Origin of the sequence: Rhodococcus sp. NPDC059968 (assembly GCF_042738615.1) — a bacterium.
GTDB lineage: Bacteria > Actinomycetota > Actinomycetes > Mycobacteriales > Mycobacteriaceae > Rhodococcus_F.
The window spans coordinates 87,468-102,078 of record NZ_JBHWUE010000015.1 but is presented as its reverse complement, the minus strand read 5'-3'; the positions used below and the strand labels follow the sequence as shown (position 1 = coordinate 102,078).

Here is a 14,611-nt window from a genome sequence, read left to right as displayed (position 1 = left end):
CCCCATGGCTGCTGGTGGTCCACTCGCGTCCCGGTCGAAGCCGGGCGGTCCCGCGGCGCCGCACGGGCTGCCGGGGCATCTCGTCGACTTCGTCGAGGCGTTGCGGAGGCGCGGCATCACGGTCGGACCGTCCGAGACGGTCGACGCCGGTCGGGTGATGTCGGTCCTCGATCTGCTCGACCGCGAATCGCTGCGCGAGGGTCTCGCGTGTGCGCTGCTGCGGCGGCCCACCCATCGGCCCACGTTCGACGCGTTGTTCGAACTCTGGTTCCCGGCGGCGGTCGGAAGCCGGGCGGACGGGGCGATCGACACGAGTCTGCCGCGGAACGCGAAGGGTGAGATCGACTACGAGGCGCTGCGCGAGCTGATCGTCGAACTCCTCACCGACGGGTCGCCGGAGGCGATCGAGCTCACCGAACTCCTGACCGCGCAGATGGTCGAGGAACTCGGGCAGTACCAGTCGGCGAACGGCCCGTCGTTCTCCGCGTACCAGGCGCTGCGGGACGTCGCGCCGGAAAACCTGCTGAAGAAGATCCTCGACGGACTCCTCGGCAATCAGCAGGACGGCGGCGCCCGAACGACGGAGAGCTACGAATCGGAGGTGGCCAAGCGCACCGCAGCCCAGCGGATCGCCGACTTCCGGAAGATGATCGAGAAGGAGACGCGGCGACGATCGGCCGAGAACCTCGGCAAGGAACGGGTGGCGTCGTACGGCGTGCCCCGGCTGGCCGAGGAGGTCGACTTCCTGCGCGCGTCCGACGCCGAACTGACGGCGCTGAAACGCAACGTCACCCCGCTGGCCCGGCTCCTCGCCAGCCGCCTGGCTGTGCGGCGCAGCCGCAACCGGGCCGGTTCGATCGACCTGCGCCGGACCCTGCGCAAGTCGATGTCGACCGGCGGAGTGCCCATCGACCTCGTCCAGCGCAAGCCCCGCCGGGCGCGCCCCGAACTCGTCGTGATGTGCGACGTATCGGGTTCGGTCGCGGGTTTCAGCCACTTCACTCTGCTGCTCGTCCACGCGCTGCGCGAACAGTTCTCCCGCGTGCGGGTGTTCGCGTTCATCGACACCACCGACGAGGTCACCCGCTTCTTCGACGCGGGAGCCGACCTCGGCAGCGCCATGTCGCGGATGATCCGGGAAGCCGACCTGGTCGGCTACGACGGGCACTCCGACTACGGCAACGCGTTCGGGGTGTTCGCCGAGCGATTCACCCAGAGCATCACCTCGCGGACGTCGCTGCTGGTGCTCGGCGACGGCCGCAACAACTACCGCGACCCGAATCTGGAGGCCCTGGCCCGGCTCGTGTCGGTGGCGAAACACGCGCACTGGCTCAACCCGGAGCCCCGCGGTCAGTGGGGAACGGGCGACTCGGCGGCCAAGGTGTACAACGAGGTCATCAGCATGCACGAATGCCGATCCGCTCAGCAGCTGGCGTCGGTGGTCGCCGGGTTGCTGCCGGTGTGAACACGTAAGCTCGTCACTCGTGGAACAGGGAGCAGCGGGCGCGCGTCGGCGCCGCCTGGGAGTCATGGGTGGCACCTTCGACCCCATTCATCACGGTCACCTCGTGGCGGCCAGCGAGGTGGCAGATCGATTCAGCCTCGACGAGGTCGTCTTCGTGCCCACCGGCCGGCCGTGGCAGAAGCAGGGCAAGGGCGTCAGCCCCGCCGAGGACCGGTACCTGATGACGGTCATCGCCACCGCGTCGAATCCGCGATTCTCGGTCAGCCGGGTGGACGTCGACCGGGAGAAGGTCACCTACACTGTCGACACTCTGCGTGATCTGCGCAGCTACCACCCGGACGCCGAGCTGTACTTCATTACCGGTGCGGACGCCCTGGCGAGTATCCTGTCCTGGCAGGACTGGGAGGAACTGTTCTCGCTGGCGAAGTTCGTCGGGGTGTCGCGCCCGGGATTCGATCTCAACACCGAACATCTGGCCGGTCACCTGGACGCATTGCCGGAGGACGCGGTCACGCTGATCGAGATCCCGGCTCTGGCGATCTCCTCGACGGAATGTCGGCGGCGTGCCAGTCGACACCGTCCTGTGTGGTACCTCGTGCCGGACGGTGTGGTCCAGTACATCTCCAAACGGAACCTGTACCGGCCGCCGGACTCCGAGCGCCTCGACGGCGCGACGACGATGTCCGAACCGGCCCCGGACAAGACCAAGAGTTAGTCAGTACTTTTTCGAACCGAACTGGGAGAACATCGCGTGAGCGCAACGACCGAAGCCATCGAGATGGCACGCATCGCGGCAGTGGCTGCCGACGAGAAGCTGGCCTCCGATGTGGTGGTGCTCGATGTTTCCGAGCAGCTGGTCATCACCGACTGCTTCGTCATCGCCTCCGCCCCCAACGAGCGACAGGTCAACGCGATCGTCGAGAACATCGAGGATCGACTGCGTGAGGCAGGTCACAAGCCGGTGCGGCGCGAGGGCACCCGCGAAGGCCGTTGGGCACTGCTCGATTTCGTGGACGTCGTGATTCACGTCCAGCACAACGAGGAGCGCAACTTCTACGCACTCGACCGGCTGTGGAAGGACTGCCCGGCCGTGCCCGTCGAGGGTCTCGGGCAGCACGGCCCGGCCGACGCGAATGGTGCGGGCGCCGCCGTCGAGGCGGAGGAGTCCGAGCTGTGACGGATGCCCCCCGTGCCCCGCGACGTCTGATCCTGCTCCGCCACGGGCAGACCGAGTACAACGCCGACAACCGCATGCAGGGTCAGCTCGACACCGAACTGTCGGAGCTGGGTCGGTCCCAGGCCCGCGTCGCCGCCACCGCGCTCGTCGGTCGCAGACCGATCTCCATCGTGTCCTCCGATCTGCGGCGGGCCTACGACACCGCCGTGGAGGTCGGCGACAACGCCGGTCTTCCCGTGCAGATCGACGAGCGCCTCCGTGAGACGCATCTCGGTGACTGGCAGGGGCTGACCCACCTCGACGTCGACGCGCGCGCACCCGGCGCCCGTGCCACGTGGCGTGGCGACGCGACGTGGGCACCGCCCGGCGGGGAGAGCCGCATCGACGTCGCACGCCGCAGCAAGCCGGTGGTCGCCGAACTCGTCGAGAAGCACGAGGACTGGGCGGAGAAGCCGGTGGTCCTGGTCGCTCACGGCGGTTTGATCGCCGCACTGACGGCCGCCCTGCTGGATCTGCCCGTCGACCGCTGGCCGGTGCTGGGCGGGCTGGGCAACACCAGCTGGGTGCAGCTGAGTGCGTACGGAAACCCCGAGTCGCTCAACTGGCGCCTCGACGTGTGGAACGCTTCTGCGAGTGTGGCCAGTGACGTCCTCTGACGTGGGTGCCGGTTCCGGGGAACGCCCCGTCCTGCTCGTGCTCGCCGACTCGCTGTCGTACTACGGACCCAAGGGCGGTCTCCCGTCCGACCACCCCGAGATCTGGCCCAATATCGTTGCACGTCAACTCGGTTGGGATGTCGAGTTGGTGGCGCGGATCGGCTGGACCAGCCGCGACGTGTGGTGGGCGCTGACCCAGGACCCACGCGTGTGGTCGGCGGTTCCCCGCGCCGGTGCCGTCGTGTTCGCGGTCGGCGGCATGGACTCCCTGCCGTCCCCGCTCCCGACGGCGCTGCGGGAACAACTGCGCTACGTCCGCCCGCCCGCGCTGCGCCGCGTCGTGCGGGCCGGCTACCAGTGGCTTCAGCCCAGGCTGTCCCCGCTGGGGTGGCCGGTGGCGTTGCCCCCGCGGCTGAGTGTCGAATATCTGGAGAGTTCCCGGGCGGCGCTCGAGTACATGCGCCCCGAGTTGCCCGTCATCGGGACCCTGCCGTCCGTGCATCGCAGCGAGGCCTACGGCAAGGTGCATGCGGGTCGCCCCGGTGCCGTTGCCGCCATCACCGCCTGGTCGGAGGAGAAGAACGTGCCCATCGTCGACCTCGCGGAAGCGGTGCGCGCCAACGTATTCAGCGATCAGGGTAATCCGGACGGCATCCACTGGGGCTGGGACGGACACACCGAGGTGGCTGCGGCGATGCTGACCGCGCTCCGTGCGGCGGGAGTGGACCCGGACTCCGCCGAGGGTGCGGTTCCGGCCGACCCGGTGTCGAGCGGAGCCGAGTAGTCCGATGCCCGTCGTCGTCGTCACCGATTCTTCGGCCTCGATCCTGCCCGAACTCGTCGAGCAGTACGGGATCCAGGTGGTCCCGCTCCATGTCCTCAGCGGCGGTCAGGATTTCCGGGAGGGAATCGACGATCTCCCCGCGGATCTTGCCGGTGTCACCACGTCGGGCGCGTCGCCGAGCGAGCTGTCCGAGGCGTACGCGACAGCGCTGGAGATGAGTGAGGGCGCAGGAGTTCTCGCGGTACACATCTCGCGGCAGCTGTCCGGCACGTGGGAGGCAGGCCGCCAGGCGGCACAGGAATTCGACGGCCGGGTGCGGATCGTCGACTCCCAGTCCGCCGGAATGGGATTGGGCTACCCGGTCCTCGAGGCCGCGCGGGCCGCGAAAGACGGTGCGAACCTCGAGACGGCGTACCGGCGGGCGGTCGACGTCGCGAGCCGCGGGCGTTGCCTGATCGTCGTGGACAGGCTCGATCAGTTGCGTCGTGGAGGCCGCATCGGCACCGCCGCCGCACTGCTCGGAACCGCACTGGCGATGAAACCGGTGCTGCATCTCGTGGACGGCCGGCTGGTTCTGAAGGAAAAGACCCGCACCTCGACCAAGGCGATGGCCAGGATGGTCGACGCCGCGGTGGAGCTGGCAGGTCTGGACAGGACGGCCGTCGCTGTGCATCACATGCACGCCCGACAGCGCGCCGAAGCGGTGGCACAGCAGCTGAAGGACCGGATTCCGCAGGTCAGTGATCTCGTCGTCACCGATTTCAGCTCGGTGATCGGTGCCCACGTCGGGACGGGGGCCATCGGTATCGTGCTGTGCCCGGAACCCGCCCTGCACCACGAAGACCGCGATTCATCCACAGCTTCGCACTGATCCACAGGCCGATTCGGAAGCCGGGTTTTCGCGGGAATTCTGTGGGCGGCGCACTCTACCGTCGCGTCCATGGGCATCAGGGAAGAACGTTCGAGGGGCCGGACCCGGCTCGCGTTCCTGACGTCGGGGGAACGCGATGCGGTGCCGCCCGACACACCGGCGGCGCCGGAGTGGCTGGCCGAGCCGAGCGGGACCGTCCTCGACGGCGACACGACGTGGTCGGCCGAACGCCGCCGGGGTGGATTCTCACTGCCGGACCGGTGGCGGGACGCACGATTCGATCCCGGGCGTTCCGGGGCGTTGGTGCTGATCGTGGTGGGAATCGTCGTCGCGACAGCCACCGTGCTGGGGGTGCGCAGCGATCGGCCGGAGATACAGGCCGTTCCGTCGTTACCCGCCGCCGGAGTGCATTCCCTGACTCCGGCACCGGCTACGACGACTCCCTCCGCGGCGACGTCGGCACCCGACCCGGCGGAGGAGATCGTCGTCAGCGTCGTGGGACTGGTGGCGTCGGCCGGTCTCGTCCGGCTGCCACCGGGCTCCCGGGTCGCGGACGCTCTCGCCGCTGCCGGGGGAGTGCGCGACGGCGGTGACACCCTCGGATTGAATCTGGCTCAACGACTTTCGGACGGCGATCAGGTGCTCGTGGGTGCCGCGACCACCCAGGCGCCACCGAGCGCGGTGGGCGGCGCCTCCGCGGGATCGCCGGGGACCGCCGGCGCGGCGGCCGCCACGGGCGGAGGGCTCGTGAACCTCAACACGGCGACCGAGACGGAACTCGACGCGCTTCCCGGTGTCGGGCCCGTCACGGCGGCGGCGATCGTCGCGTGGCGCACGACCAACGGCAAGTTCACCGACATCTCGCAACTGGGGGAGGTGGACGGGATCGGGCCGGTGCGGCTGGAGAAGCTGCGCGGCCAGGTCACCCTGTGATGCCCGACAACGAACCGCGGATCCTCGACCTGCGGCTTCTTCCGTTCGCCGGGATGTGCTGGGCGGCAACGCTGGTCGGTATCCTCGGAGGCTCCCGGGCGGCGTGGGTTCTCGTGGCAACCCTGTCGGGAGCGGCAGTTCTCCTCGCCGCGGGATGCGCCCTGCGGGGACCGGGACGGTGGACGGCCGGGACGCTGGCGGTACTGCTGTTCGGGTCCTGCTGCGCTGCCGGGGTGGCCTGGCGGGTTCAGGCCGTGGAACGGCACCCGATGACCGAACTCGGCCGGAACGAGACGTGGGTGACGCTCGTCGTCACTCTTGTCGACGATCCCCGGGAGATCCCCGGCTTCGGACGGCACGTCCTCGTGAACGCGAACGTCGTCGAGATCCGCCGGGACACCGAGACGATCCACTCGGGCGGTGCGGTGGTCGTCCTCGCTCCGGCGGAGGGGTGGCTCGGGCTCCTGCCGGGACAGGACGTGGTTCTGCGCGGGCAGGCGAGCCCTCCGCGGCACCGGGACCTGAGCCTGGCCACGGTCCGGGTGTCCGGACCGCCCGCGGACGTCGGTCCCGCGCCCCCGCATCAGCGGTGGGCCGGCGTCCTGCGTGCGCGGTTCGCCGCGGCCGCCTCCGTCCTGCCCGCCGACGAGGCAGGACTGTTGCCGGGGCTGGTGGTCGGCGACACCTCGGCGCTGCCCCGGGAGGTGAAGGACGATTTCACCGCGACCGGACTGACCCATCTCACGGCGGTGTCGGGGGCGAACGTCAGCATCCTGCTGGGAGCGGTGCTGCTCCTGGTCCGAGGGGTGGGGCTCGGTCCCCGCGCGGGTGCGGCGCTGGCCGCTGCGGCACTGATCGCATTCGTGGTGATCGCGAGACCGTCACCCAGCGTGCTGCGCGCCGCGGCGATGGGATCGGTTGCCCTGCTGGCGCTCGTGACCGGACGGCGGAAACAGGCGATGCCGGCGCTCGCGGCCGGGGTCATCGCCCTGCTGGCGTGGTCACCGGAGCTGGCGGTGGACTTCGGCTTCGTTCTCTCGGCGACCGCCACTGCGGGGCTGATCGTGATCGCGCCGGTGTTGGTCGACGTGCTGGTGGGCCGCGGCTGGCCGCGGGCGGTGGCAGAGTCGGTGGCGGTGTCCGTCGCCGCCTTCGCTGTCACCGCCCCCATCGTGGCCGCGATGGCGGGGACCGTGAGCCTGGTCTCCATCTGCGCGAATATCCTGGTCGCCCCGGTGGTCGGCGTGATCACCGTGGCCGGAGCGATCACCGCGCTGATCGCCGGGGTCAGTGTTCCCGTTGCGGAAGTGGTGGTGCGCGTGACGCAGTGGCCGCTGTGGTGGCTCGTCACCGTGGCCGAGCGGGGCGCGCGGATTCCCGGAGCCTCGATCCCGGTGCCCTCCGGGCCTGCCGGTGCGGCGATCGTGCTCGGTGCCGTGGTGGCGCTCGGTGTGACGATGCGCAGACGCGGACCTCGGCTGGTGCTGGCGGGAATCGCGATCGGTGTGCTGGTGCTGTGGGCGCCGGTCTGGCCGTCGTCGGTGGGTCGCCTTGTGTGAGCGCGCCCGAATCCGGGAAACCGTCGCAAGGCACTCGAGGAAGGGACGACGACATGCAGGTGGGGTTCAAGCTGATGGCCGAGACGTTCGATCCGCGGGAGATCGTGCGGCAGGCGGTGGAGGCCGAACGGGCCGGTTTCGACTTCGTCGAGGTGAGCGATCACTATCACCCCTGGCTCTACAGTCACGGTCATTCGGGATTCGTGTGGTCGATGCTCGCGGCCGCCGCGGCACGGACCGACCGGATCGGTCTGGCGACCGGCGTCACCTGCCCGTTCGTCCGATATCACCCCGCGATCATCGCGCAGGCCGCCGCCACGACCGCCGTCCTCAGCGAGGGTCGGTTCACCCTGGGACTCGGTTCGGGGGAACGGCTGAACGAACATGTCGTCGGAGGCGGTTGGCCGTCGGTGACCATCCGGCACCAGATGCTCCGTGAGGCGATCGACATCATCCGCCTGCTGTGGTCGGGCGGCTACCACTCGTATGAGGGCAAGCACCTCACCCTCGACGACGCACGCGTCTTCGATCTCCCCGACGTGCCGCCCACGATCGCAGTCGCGGCGGGCGGCACTGAGGCCGTCGGGATCGCGGCGGAACTCGGTGACGGACTCTTCGCCACCGAACCGGACCCGGATCTGGTGAAGGCCTACGCCGGGGCCGGTGGGTCGGGGCCGAGATACGGGGAGGTGCCTCTCGCGTGGGCGCGTGACGAGGAATCCGCGGTCGAGGCGGCGCACCGGTTGTTCCGGTTCGGGTTGACCGGATGGAAGGTGCAAGCGGAACTGCCGAATCCGATCAACTTCGAGGCTGCGTCGTCGTCGATCCGCACCGAGGACGTCCGAGGCGCCATGGCGTGCGGTCCGGACGTCCGGCGGCACCTCGAGGTGGCAGGCACGTTCGTGGACGCCGGATTCGATCATTTGGCACTGATCAACGCGGGGCCGGACGTCGACGGCTTCTTCGAGTTCTTCGCCAACGAGTTGAGCGAGCCGCTGCGGGCGTTGACAAATCCCTGATATCGGCTGTGCCGCTGTCGCTTTCGCTTCCAGTATGCGCCGCTCGGCGCGCCCGGCGGGACGACGGCGGAACGACTTCTGTATCGTTTCGACTTCGATTCCCGATGTGCGTATGCGACACCGAAACACCGACTACCATCCGGTGGCAGATGTTGAGGTGAACGGTCTTGGAACGCACCCGCATTGGAGGGCGAGATGTCGGAATCGGAGCGGACAGATCTCGATGTGGACGACGAGCTCGACGCCGGGCAGGTGTGGAGAGCTCAGCGGGTCGTTGCTGCCCAGTCACTCGACGCCGACGACTGCCGCATGCTCCTGTCCATGCTCGGCATTGCGGGTAACCCCGATGCGCCGGAGGTGGACTGACAGCGGTCAGGTCACCTTCCGGTGATGGTGAGCGATAATTTCCTGCGCCACCGTCGCCAGTTTGAGATTCATGTCCTGCGAGGTGGTGCGGAGAATCTCCATCGCCTGAGTCTCGGGAATATTGTGGAAGGCCATCAGCAGACCCACGGCCTTCCCGATCTCCCGATTGCTGGCGAGGCCTGCCCGCAGAGTCTCGGCCTCGGCGTGCTCGTGGACGGCCGCCAGCGCCACCGCCGCGAACGATGCGAGCATGATGCCCTGCTCGACGGACGTGGTGTTCAGGGCTCCCGGCGTGTCGGAGAACAGATCGAGAGCGCCGACCTTGCGCCCGAGGATGACGAGGCGGAATCCGGCCGCACCGCGCACCGGCGTGTGGGCCAGCACCCGCGCCGACAGCCGCGGCCACTGCGACATGCTGGAGAGGTCCGTCTCGAACTGGGGCGTGTCGCTGACGATGGCATCGACGCACGGTCCCTCGTTCTCGTCGCGCTCGAACTCGTCGACGCGGGCGGCCACGTCGTCGCTGGCCGCGGCCGTCACGAAGCGGGAATCCTCCCGGAGCATCAGGCTCGCGTGGTCACAGCCCTCGACGAGTAGTGGCGCTGCGTCGCAGATGGATTGGTGGACGTGCCCGAAATCCTGGCCCGCGTAGAGAAGATCGGCGAGGGCCGCGAACGTCGCGGCCGACCTGCCGACAGCCTGCGCGCGCGTCGTATCGGGCGCTGTGTCTCGCATCGTTCCTCCAGCGTGCGGGCATGTGCCCGGCTCACCGATTCAGTGTGCCAGAGAGGGAGGTCGCCGCAGGTCCGGGCCGGAGGAATTCTCGATCGGACTCCGGGGGCGGTCGTCCCGGGCGAAGATGACGTCATGGTTTCGCGCACCGAGGACCCACATGTGACCATCGGCCAGGGAACGCTGCGGGGCGTCCGCCTCGACGGCGTTCGGTCATGGAAAGGCATTCCCTACGCCGCGCCGCCGGTGGGCAAGTGGCGGCTCCGCGCCCCGCGCGCGCCCGAACCGTTCGCCGGGGTGCGCGACTGTTCCCGGTTCGGCCCGATCGCACCGCAGAACGAGCACGGCCCGCTGCCCATCGATCCCGGTCTGACCATCGACGAAGACTGCCTCACCGTGAACGTCTTCGCCCCCGCGACGGATACCGAGCGACCGCGGCCGGTGATGGTGTGGATCCACGGCGGGGCGTATTACCTCGGTTCGTCCGGACAGCGCATGTTCGATCCGACTCGTCTGGTCGATCGCGGCGACGTCGTGGTGGTCACGTTCAACTACCGGCTCGGTGCGCTGGGGTTCCTGGACTTCTCCTCGTTCTCGACCGAGGAGCATCCGTTCGACACGAACCTGGGCCTGCGCGATCAGGTCGCGGCACTGACCTGGGTCCGCGACAACATCGCGGCATTCGGCGGCGATCCGGGCGACGTCACGCTGTTCGGGGAGTCCGCCGGTGGCGGCGCGGTCACCACATTGATGACGTCCCCACCGGCCGAGGGACTGTTCCATCGCGCGATCGCCGAGAGTTCACCCGCGACGTCCGTGTACGGCAGCGACCGCGCCGCGAGCATCGCCGAATCGTTCCTCGAGCTGCTCGACATCGCGCCCGCCGACGCGGGCCGTCTCCGCGACCTGCCCGTCGACGTGCTGACGAAGGCCTGCGTCGAACTCGTCCAGCAGGTGCCCGCGCGGGTCCCCGGCACTCTGGCGGTTGCCCCGACCGTCGACGGCGACGTGGTCCCGCACTACCCGGTGGCGGCATTCCGCAAAGGCCTCGCGCATCGAATCCCGCTGCTGATCGGGACGAACAAGGACGAGGCGTCCATGTTCCGGCTGATGAAGTCGCCTCTGATGCCGATCACCCCGGACGCCGTGCATGAGATGTTCGTGGCGATCGCCGCCGACCATCCCGACCTCCGGGCGGACGAGGAACAGGAGGTGGCGGCCGCGTATCCCGATTACCCGAAGAGGCGCTCGGCCATGGAGATCTCGCGGGACGCCGCGTTCCGGATGCCGACGCTGTGGATCGCGGAGGCGCACAGCCGCGTCGCCCCGACCTGGCTGTACCGCTTCGACTATGCGACACCGTTCCTGCGCGCCGCGCGGATCGGCGCCACCCACGGCACCGAGGTGCCGTACGTCTTCGGGAACTTCGGCGTCGTCCCGCACGATCCCACGTTCAAGCTCGGTGGGCACCGAACCGCCGGGCACGTGTCGGCGCGGATCCAGCGACGGTGGCTGTCGTTCGCCACCGAGGGCACGCCGGACGGAACGGGAGCCGAGGTCGGCTGGCCGCGGTACGACGAGGCGGATCGCACGACCCTGCTGATCGGCAAGTCCGACACCGTCGTCGCCGATCCGGACCGGGAGCTACGCCGGGCCTGGGGTGAGGAAGTCATCGGTTTCACCTGAGCGGAGGCGCCCCGGTTTCGTATCCGCGGAACGGGGGATACCTGCTGAATGAGTCCTGCAGCAACGGAATCGGGTCGCGACCTCAGTGTGGGAGTCGAGGAGGAGTTCTTCCTCGTGGACGCGTCCGGTCACCTCTCCGCCGCGGGACCCGACGTCGTCGCGGAGGCCGGCCACGACATTCACGGGCTTCAGCGTGAACTCGCCCGATGCCAGATCGAGACGGCGACGGGTGTGTGCCACACCGGGGAGGAACTGCACCAGGAGCTGCGCAGCCTGCGACGCCGGCTGGCGAAGGCCGCCGCGGGACGCGACCTGTTGCTGCTGCCCAGCGGGACGTCCCTGATCGTCGAGGGATTACCCCCGGCGATCACCCCGAGCCCGCGGTACGAGGAGATGGCCCGCCACTTCGGGTCGATCGTGGACACGGTGACCACGTGCGGCTGTCACGTGCACGTGGGAATCCCGAGCCGCGACGTCGGTGTGCGAGTGAGCAACCTGGTTCGCAGCTGGCTGCCCGTACTGCTCGCGCTTGCCGCGAACTCGCCGTTCCACAGTGGGCACGACACCGCGTATCACAGTTGGCGGCACATCATGTGGTCGCGGTGGCCGTCGGCGGGGCCGCCGCCCCACTTCGACTCCGCGGACGAATACGAGGCGACGGTCGGCGCCATGATCGGAACCGGTGCCGCGATGGATCGGGGAATGATTTACTGGCACGTCCGGCTCTCCGACAAGCAGCCGACCATCGAGGTCCGGATCGCGGACGTCGCCATGACCGCGGCGCACGCGGCGCTCTACGCGGTAGTCGTGAAGGGGCTCGTCGGATGGGCGCTGCTGTCGCTGGAGGACGGCGTCACCGTGCCGTGGCTGCGCGCCGAGCTGCTGCGGGCGCAGTTGTGGCGCGCGGCCCGTGACGGACTCGACGGGGAATGCACGAGCCCGGCGACGGATCGGTCCCTGCCGATTCGCCGGCAGTTGGAATTGCTGAACGAGTGCGTGGCCCCGGGGCTCGGCGCGAGTGATCGGGCGTTCCTCGAGGCGGGTCTCGACACCGTGCTGCGGGAGGGCACGGGCGCCGAGCGGCAACGGGCAGAGTTCGCGCGCGTCGGCACGCTGGCGGCGGTGGTCGACCTCCTGACCCGCGAAGTGGTCAGCTGACCGGGGGTGGCGGAGTCAGTTCGGTGACGCCGGCGGTGGTGGTGGAGCCGATGTAGCCGGGATGCAGCAATCCGGCGGATCCTTCGCCCGTGAGCAGGGCACCTGCGCTGGTGTCCGGTCCGGTGCGCAGCGGGCCGGGGTCGTCGATCAACGCCTCCACGGTCGCGGTGTCGACGAGGCTGAGGTCGATGCGCTGCCCGACGGGTCGGTAGACGGCGAGGACGACCGGGTCGGGGTAGTGGGCGGCGGTGCGGCGCATGACGTGGAATGCGGGGTCGGTGCCCAGGGCGAGCACGGTGACATTCGCGAACGACGCGAGCCGGTCGGCGACCGTGCGCCCGGCGTCGTTGCGCCACGTACGCCCGTACAGGGTGAGCGCGTCGGACAGGTGACGCTGCTCGGTCTCACCTCTCGGGCTGCCGCCCGCCGGATCGAGCAGGGCCCGCCATCGGTGCTCGTAGAAGTCGCATGCCGTGTCGAAGTCGTCGCCGGAGTTGGTCGCCGCAACGTCGCGACGCGAGGGCGATGCGGGTTCGAGGGCGGATCGACCGCCGGCGAACAGTGTCTCGGCATGTCCGGAGGCCGAACAGCGGGCCACCAGTTGCACCGACCATCGGAGGAGCAGCCCGTCGCGGCAGGTGTACCGGAAACTCAGCTCGTACCGTTGCCCTGCCGTGCGATCGTCGTCGAGGTCGATCATGTGCGCGTAGTCCTCGCGGGTGACGCCGTCCACCTCGGTTTCCGCGGTCATATGATCGAGTGTCCACCGCTGACGCGACCGCTGCGTGGCGATCGCCCGTGTTCGGCCTGCTCGGTGCCGGCCCCGGGGTGTCGGCGAACGTGTCCGCCACACGTGGCACGATCTTCGCGTGAGCACTCCAACTCAGCTCGAACAGCTCCATCTGGTCCTCGGTGACGAGGAGTTCCTCGTCGAACGCGCGGTGGCGCAGGTCATCGGCCAGGTCCGCGCGAGCGCGGACGTGGCCGCGGGCGCGGACCTTCCCGTCAACCGGTTGAGGGCGGGCGATGCCGGGGCGGCCGAACTCGCCGAACTGCTCAGCCCCTCCCTGTTCGCCGAAGACCGCGTGGTGGTGCTGGAGGCCGCGGCCGAGGCGGGCAAGGACGCGGTGGCACTGATCCTCGATGCAGCCGGCGACCCACCTCCGGGCGTCGTCCTGGTGGTCCTGCACTCGGGCGGCGGACGTGCGAAAGCGATGACCGGGGCGCTGGAGAAACTCGGAGCCGTGGTGCACCCGTGCGCCAAACTGAAGTCCGGCGACCTCATCGGGTTCATCCGCGGCGAGTTCCGCACCCTCGAGATCCGGGTGTCGCCGGAAGTGGTCCAGAGCGTGTTCGAGGGGGTCGGCTCGAATCTGCGTGAACTGGCCGCCGCGTGCTCGCAGCTCACGGCAGACACCGGCGGAAAGATCGACGTCGCCGCCGTCCAGCGGTACTACGCGGGCAAGGCCGAGGTGAGCGGATTCGACGTCGCGGACAAGGCCGTCGCCGGCGACACCGCGGGTGCGATCGAGGCGCTGCGCTGGGCGATGCTGCGCGGCGTACCCCACGTGCTGCTGGCCGACGCGCTGGCCGACGCGGTGCACTCGATCGCCCGGGTGGCCCCGGCGGGGCGGGGAGACCCGTTCCGGATGGCGTCGGAACTGGGCATGCCGCCCTGGAAGATCAAGAAGGCGCAAGCCCTCGCGAAGGGATGGACGCCCACGTCGGTGGGGGACGCGCTGCGCATCGTGGCCTCGCTGAACGCCGATGTCAAGGGCGCGGCGGCCGACGCGGACTACGCCGTCGAGAGTGCGGTGGGACGCGTCTCCCGGCTACGCCAGATCTGACGGAGACACGACAACAGCCGCTCGATCCGAGGATCGAGCGGCTGTTGGAGAGCCTATGACGGAAGAACCGTCAGATCTTGCTGGCAGCCTGCGCGAGAGCAGACTTCTTGTTGGCAGCCTGGTTGGCGTGAATGACGCCCTTGCTGGCTGCCTTGTCGAGCTTGCGGCTGGTGGCGACGAGGAGCTCGTTGGCCTTGTCCTTGTCACCGGCCGCCGCAGCCTCGCGGAACGAGCGGATCGCCGTGCGCAGCGAGGACTTCACCGACTGGTTACGGAGTCGGGCCGCCTCGTTGGTACGGATCCGCTTCACCTGGGACTTGATGTTGGCCACGCGTAAAATCCTGTCGTCTTAAGCTGG

At 69.2% G+C, this 14,611-nt stretch carries 16 protein-coding genes; 13 read left to right on the top strand and 3 right to left on the bottom strand.

All coding sequences use genetic code 11. The annotated features are described in order from the left end of the window. Positions 1–4: 4 nt before the first annotated feature. From ACFWAY_RS15685 to ACFWAY_RS15640, 10 genes are all read left to right on the top strand, one after another. Positions 5–1,465: a VWA domain-containing protein gene (locus ACFWAY_RS15685; RefSeq protein WP_378459069.1), complete on the top strand. Its 1,461-nt coding sequence runs from the start codon at positions 5–7 to the stop codon at positions 1,463–1,465. 19 nt (positions 1,466–1,484) lie between these two features. Further along, the gene (nadD, locus tag ACFWAY_RS15680; RefSeq protein ID WP_005248045.1) at positions 1,485–2,180 is read left to right on the top strand and encodes a nicotinate-nucleotide adenylyltransferase; all 696 of its coding nucleotides are present in this window, start codon (positions 1,485–1,487) and stop codon (positions 2,178–2,180) included. A 36-nt stretch (positions 2,181–2,216) separates the two neighbouring features. Further along, a complete protein-coding gene (gene rsfS / locus ACFWAY_RS15675) occupies positions 2,217–2,642 on the top strand; it encodes a ribosome silencing factor (RefSeq protein WP_378456197.1) in 426 nt (141 codons plus the stop codon). Next, positions 2,639–3,298: a histidine phosphatase family protein gene (locus ACFWAY_RS15670; RefSeq protein WP_378456196.1), complete on the top strand. Its 660-nt coding sequence runs from the start codon at positions 2,639–2,641 to the stop codon at positions 3,296–3,298. Before rsfS ends, ACFWAY_RS15670 begins: the two co-directional genes overlap by 4 nt. Then, positions 3,285–4,082, top strand: coding sequence for a diglucosylglycerate octanoyltransferase (gene octT / locus ACFWAY_RS15665; RefSeq protein WP_378456195.1), 798 nt, complete (start codon positions 3,285–3,287; stop codon positions 4,080–4,082). Before ACFWAY_RS15670 ends, octT begins: the two co-directional genes overlap by 14 nt. A gap of 4 nt (positions 4,083–4,086) precedes the next feature. Next, positions 4,087–4,953 carry a DegV family protein gene (locus ACFWAY_RS15660; RefSeq protein ID WP_378456194.1) on the top strand — a complete coding sequence of 289 codons (867 nt, stop codon included), beginning with the start codon at positions 4,087–4,089 and terminating at the stop codon, positions 4,951–4,953. Positions 4,954–5,022: 69 nt separating this feature from the next. Next, positions 5,023–5,886: a helix-hairpin-helix domain-containing protein gene (locus tag ACFWAY_RS15655; RefSeq protein WP_378456193.1), complete on the top strand. Its 864-nt coding sequence runs from the start codon at positions 5,023–5,025 to the stop codon at positions 5,884–5,886. Next, positions 5,886–7,445, top strand: a complete 1,560-nt coding sequence (locus ACFWAY_RS15650; RefSeq protein ID WP_378511158.1) for a ComEC/Rec2 family competence protein — start codon at positions 5,886–5,888, stop codon at positions 7,443–7,445. The genes ACFWAY_RS15655 and ACFWAY_RS15650 overlap by 1 nt, the downstream gene beginning before the upstream one ends. 53 nt (positions 7,446–7,498) lie before the next feature. Further along, positions 7,499–8,464 carry an LLM class F420-dependent oxidoreductase gene (locus ACFWAY_RS15645; RefSeq protein WP_378456191.1) on the top strand — a complete coding sequence of 322 codons (966 nt, stop codon included), beginning with the start codon at positions 7,499–7,501 and terminating at the stop codon, positions 8,462–8,464. A gap of 195 nt (positions 8,465–8,659) precedes the next feature. After that, positions 8,660–8,830 (top strand): hypothetical protein, encoded by a 171-nt coding sequence (locus ACFWAY_RS15640; protein WP_378456190.1) that lies wholly within the window; start codon positions 8,660–8,662, stop codon positions 8,828–8,830. 6 nt (positions 8,831–8,836) lie between these two features. Here the strand turns inward: ACFWAY_RS15640 and ACFWAY_RS15635 are convergent, their stop codons facing one another. Beyond that, positions 8,837–9,565 (bottom strand): ANTAR domain-containing protein, encoded by a 729-nt coding sequence (locus ACFWAY_RS15635; protein ID WP_378511157.1) that lies wholly within the window; start codon positions 9,563–9,565, stop codon positions 8,837–8,839. Positions 9,566–9,697: 132 nt separating this feature from the next. On the opposite strand from ACFWAY_RS15635, the gene ACFWAY_RS15630 reads away from it, so the two are divergent. After that, positions 9,698–11,248, top strand: a complete 1,551-nt coding sequence (locus ACFWAY_RS15630) for a carboxylesterase/lipase family protein (RefSeq protein ID WP_378511156.1) — start codon at positions 9,698–9,700, stop codon at positions 11,246–11,248. A 48-nt stretch (positions 11,249–11,296) separates the two neighbouring features. Beyond that, entirely contained in the window at positions 11,297–12,406 is a 1,110-nt protein-coding gene (locus ACFWAY_RS15625) for a glutamate--cysteine ligase (RefSeq protein ID WP_378511155.1), read from the top strand. Here ACFWAY_RS15625 and ACFWAY_RS15620 read toward each other — a convergent pair. Beyond that, positions 12,399–13,157 carry a hypothetical protein gene (locus ACFWAY_RS15620; RefSeq protein WP_378511154.1) on the bottom strand — a complete coding sequence of 253 codons (759 nt, stop codon included), beginning with the start codon at positions 13,155–13,157 and terminating at the stop codon, positions 12,399–12,401. The two genes, ACFWAY_RS15625 and ACFWAY_RS15620, sit on opposite strands and share 8 nt — an antisense overlap. A 118-nt stretch (positions 13,158–13,275) precedes the next feature. Between ACFWAY_RS15620 and holA the strand changes: the two genes are divergently transcribed. Further along, positions 13,276–14,253, top strand: a complete 978-nt coding sequence (gene holA / locus ACFWAY_RS15615) for a DNA polymerase III subunit delta (RefSeq protein WP_378456185.1) — start codon at positions 13,276–13,278, stop codon at positions 14,251–14,253. Between the two features lie 70 nt (positions 14,254–14,323). On the opposite strand, the gene rpsT is transcribed toward holA, so the two are convergent. Further along, positions 14,324–14,584 (bottom strand): 30S ribosomal protein S20, encoded by a 261-nt coding sequence (gene rpsT, locus ACFWAY_RS15610; RefSeq protein ID WP_378456184.1) that lies wholly within the window; start codon positions 14,582–14,584, stop codon positions 14,324–14,326. Positions 14,585–14,611: the final 27 nt, after the last annotated feature.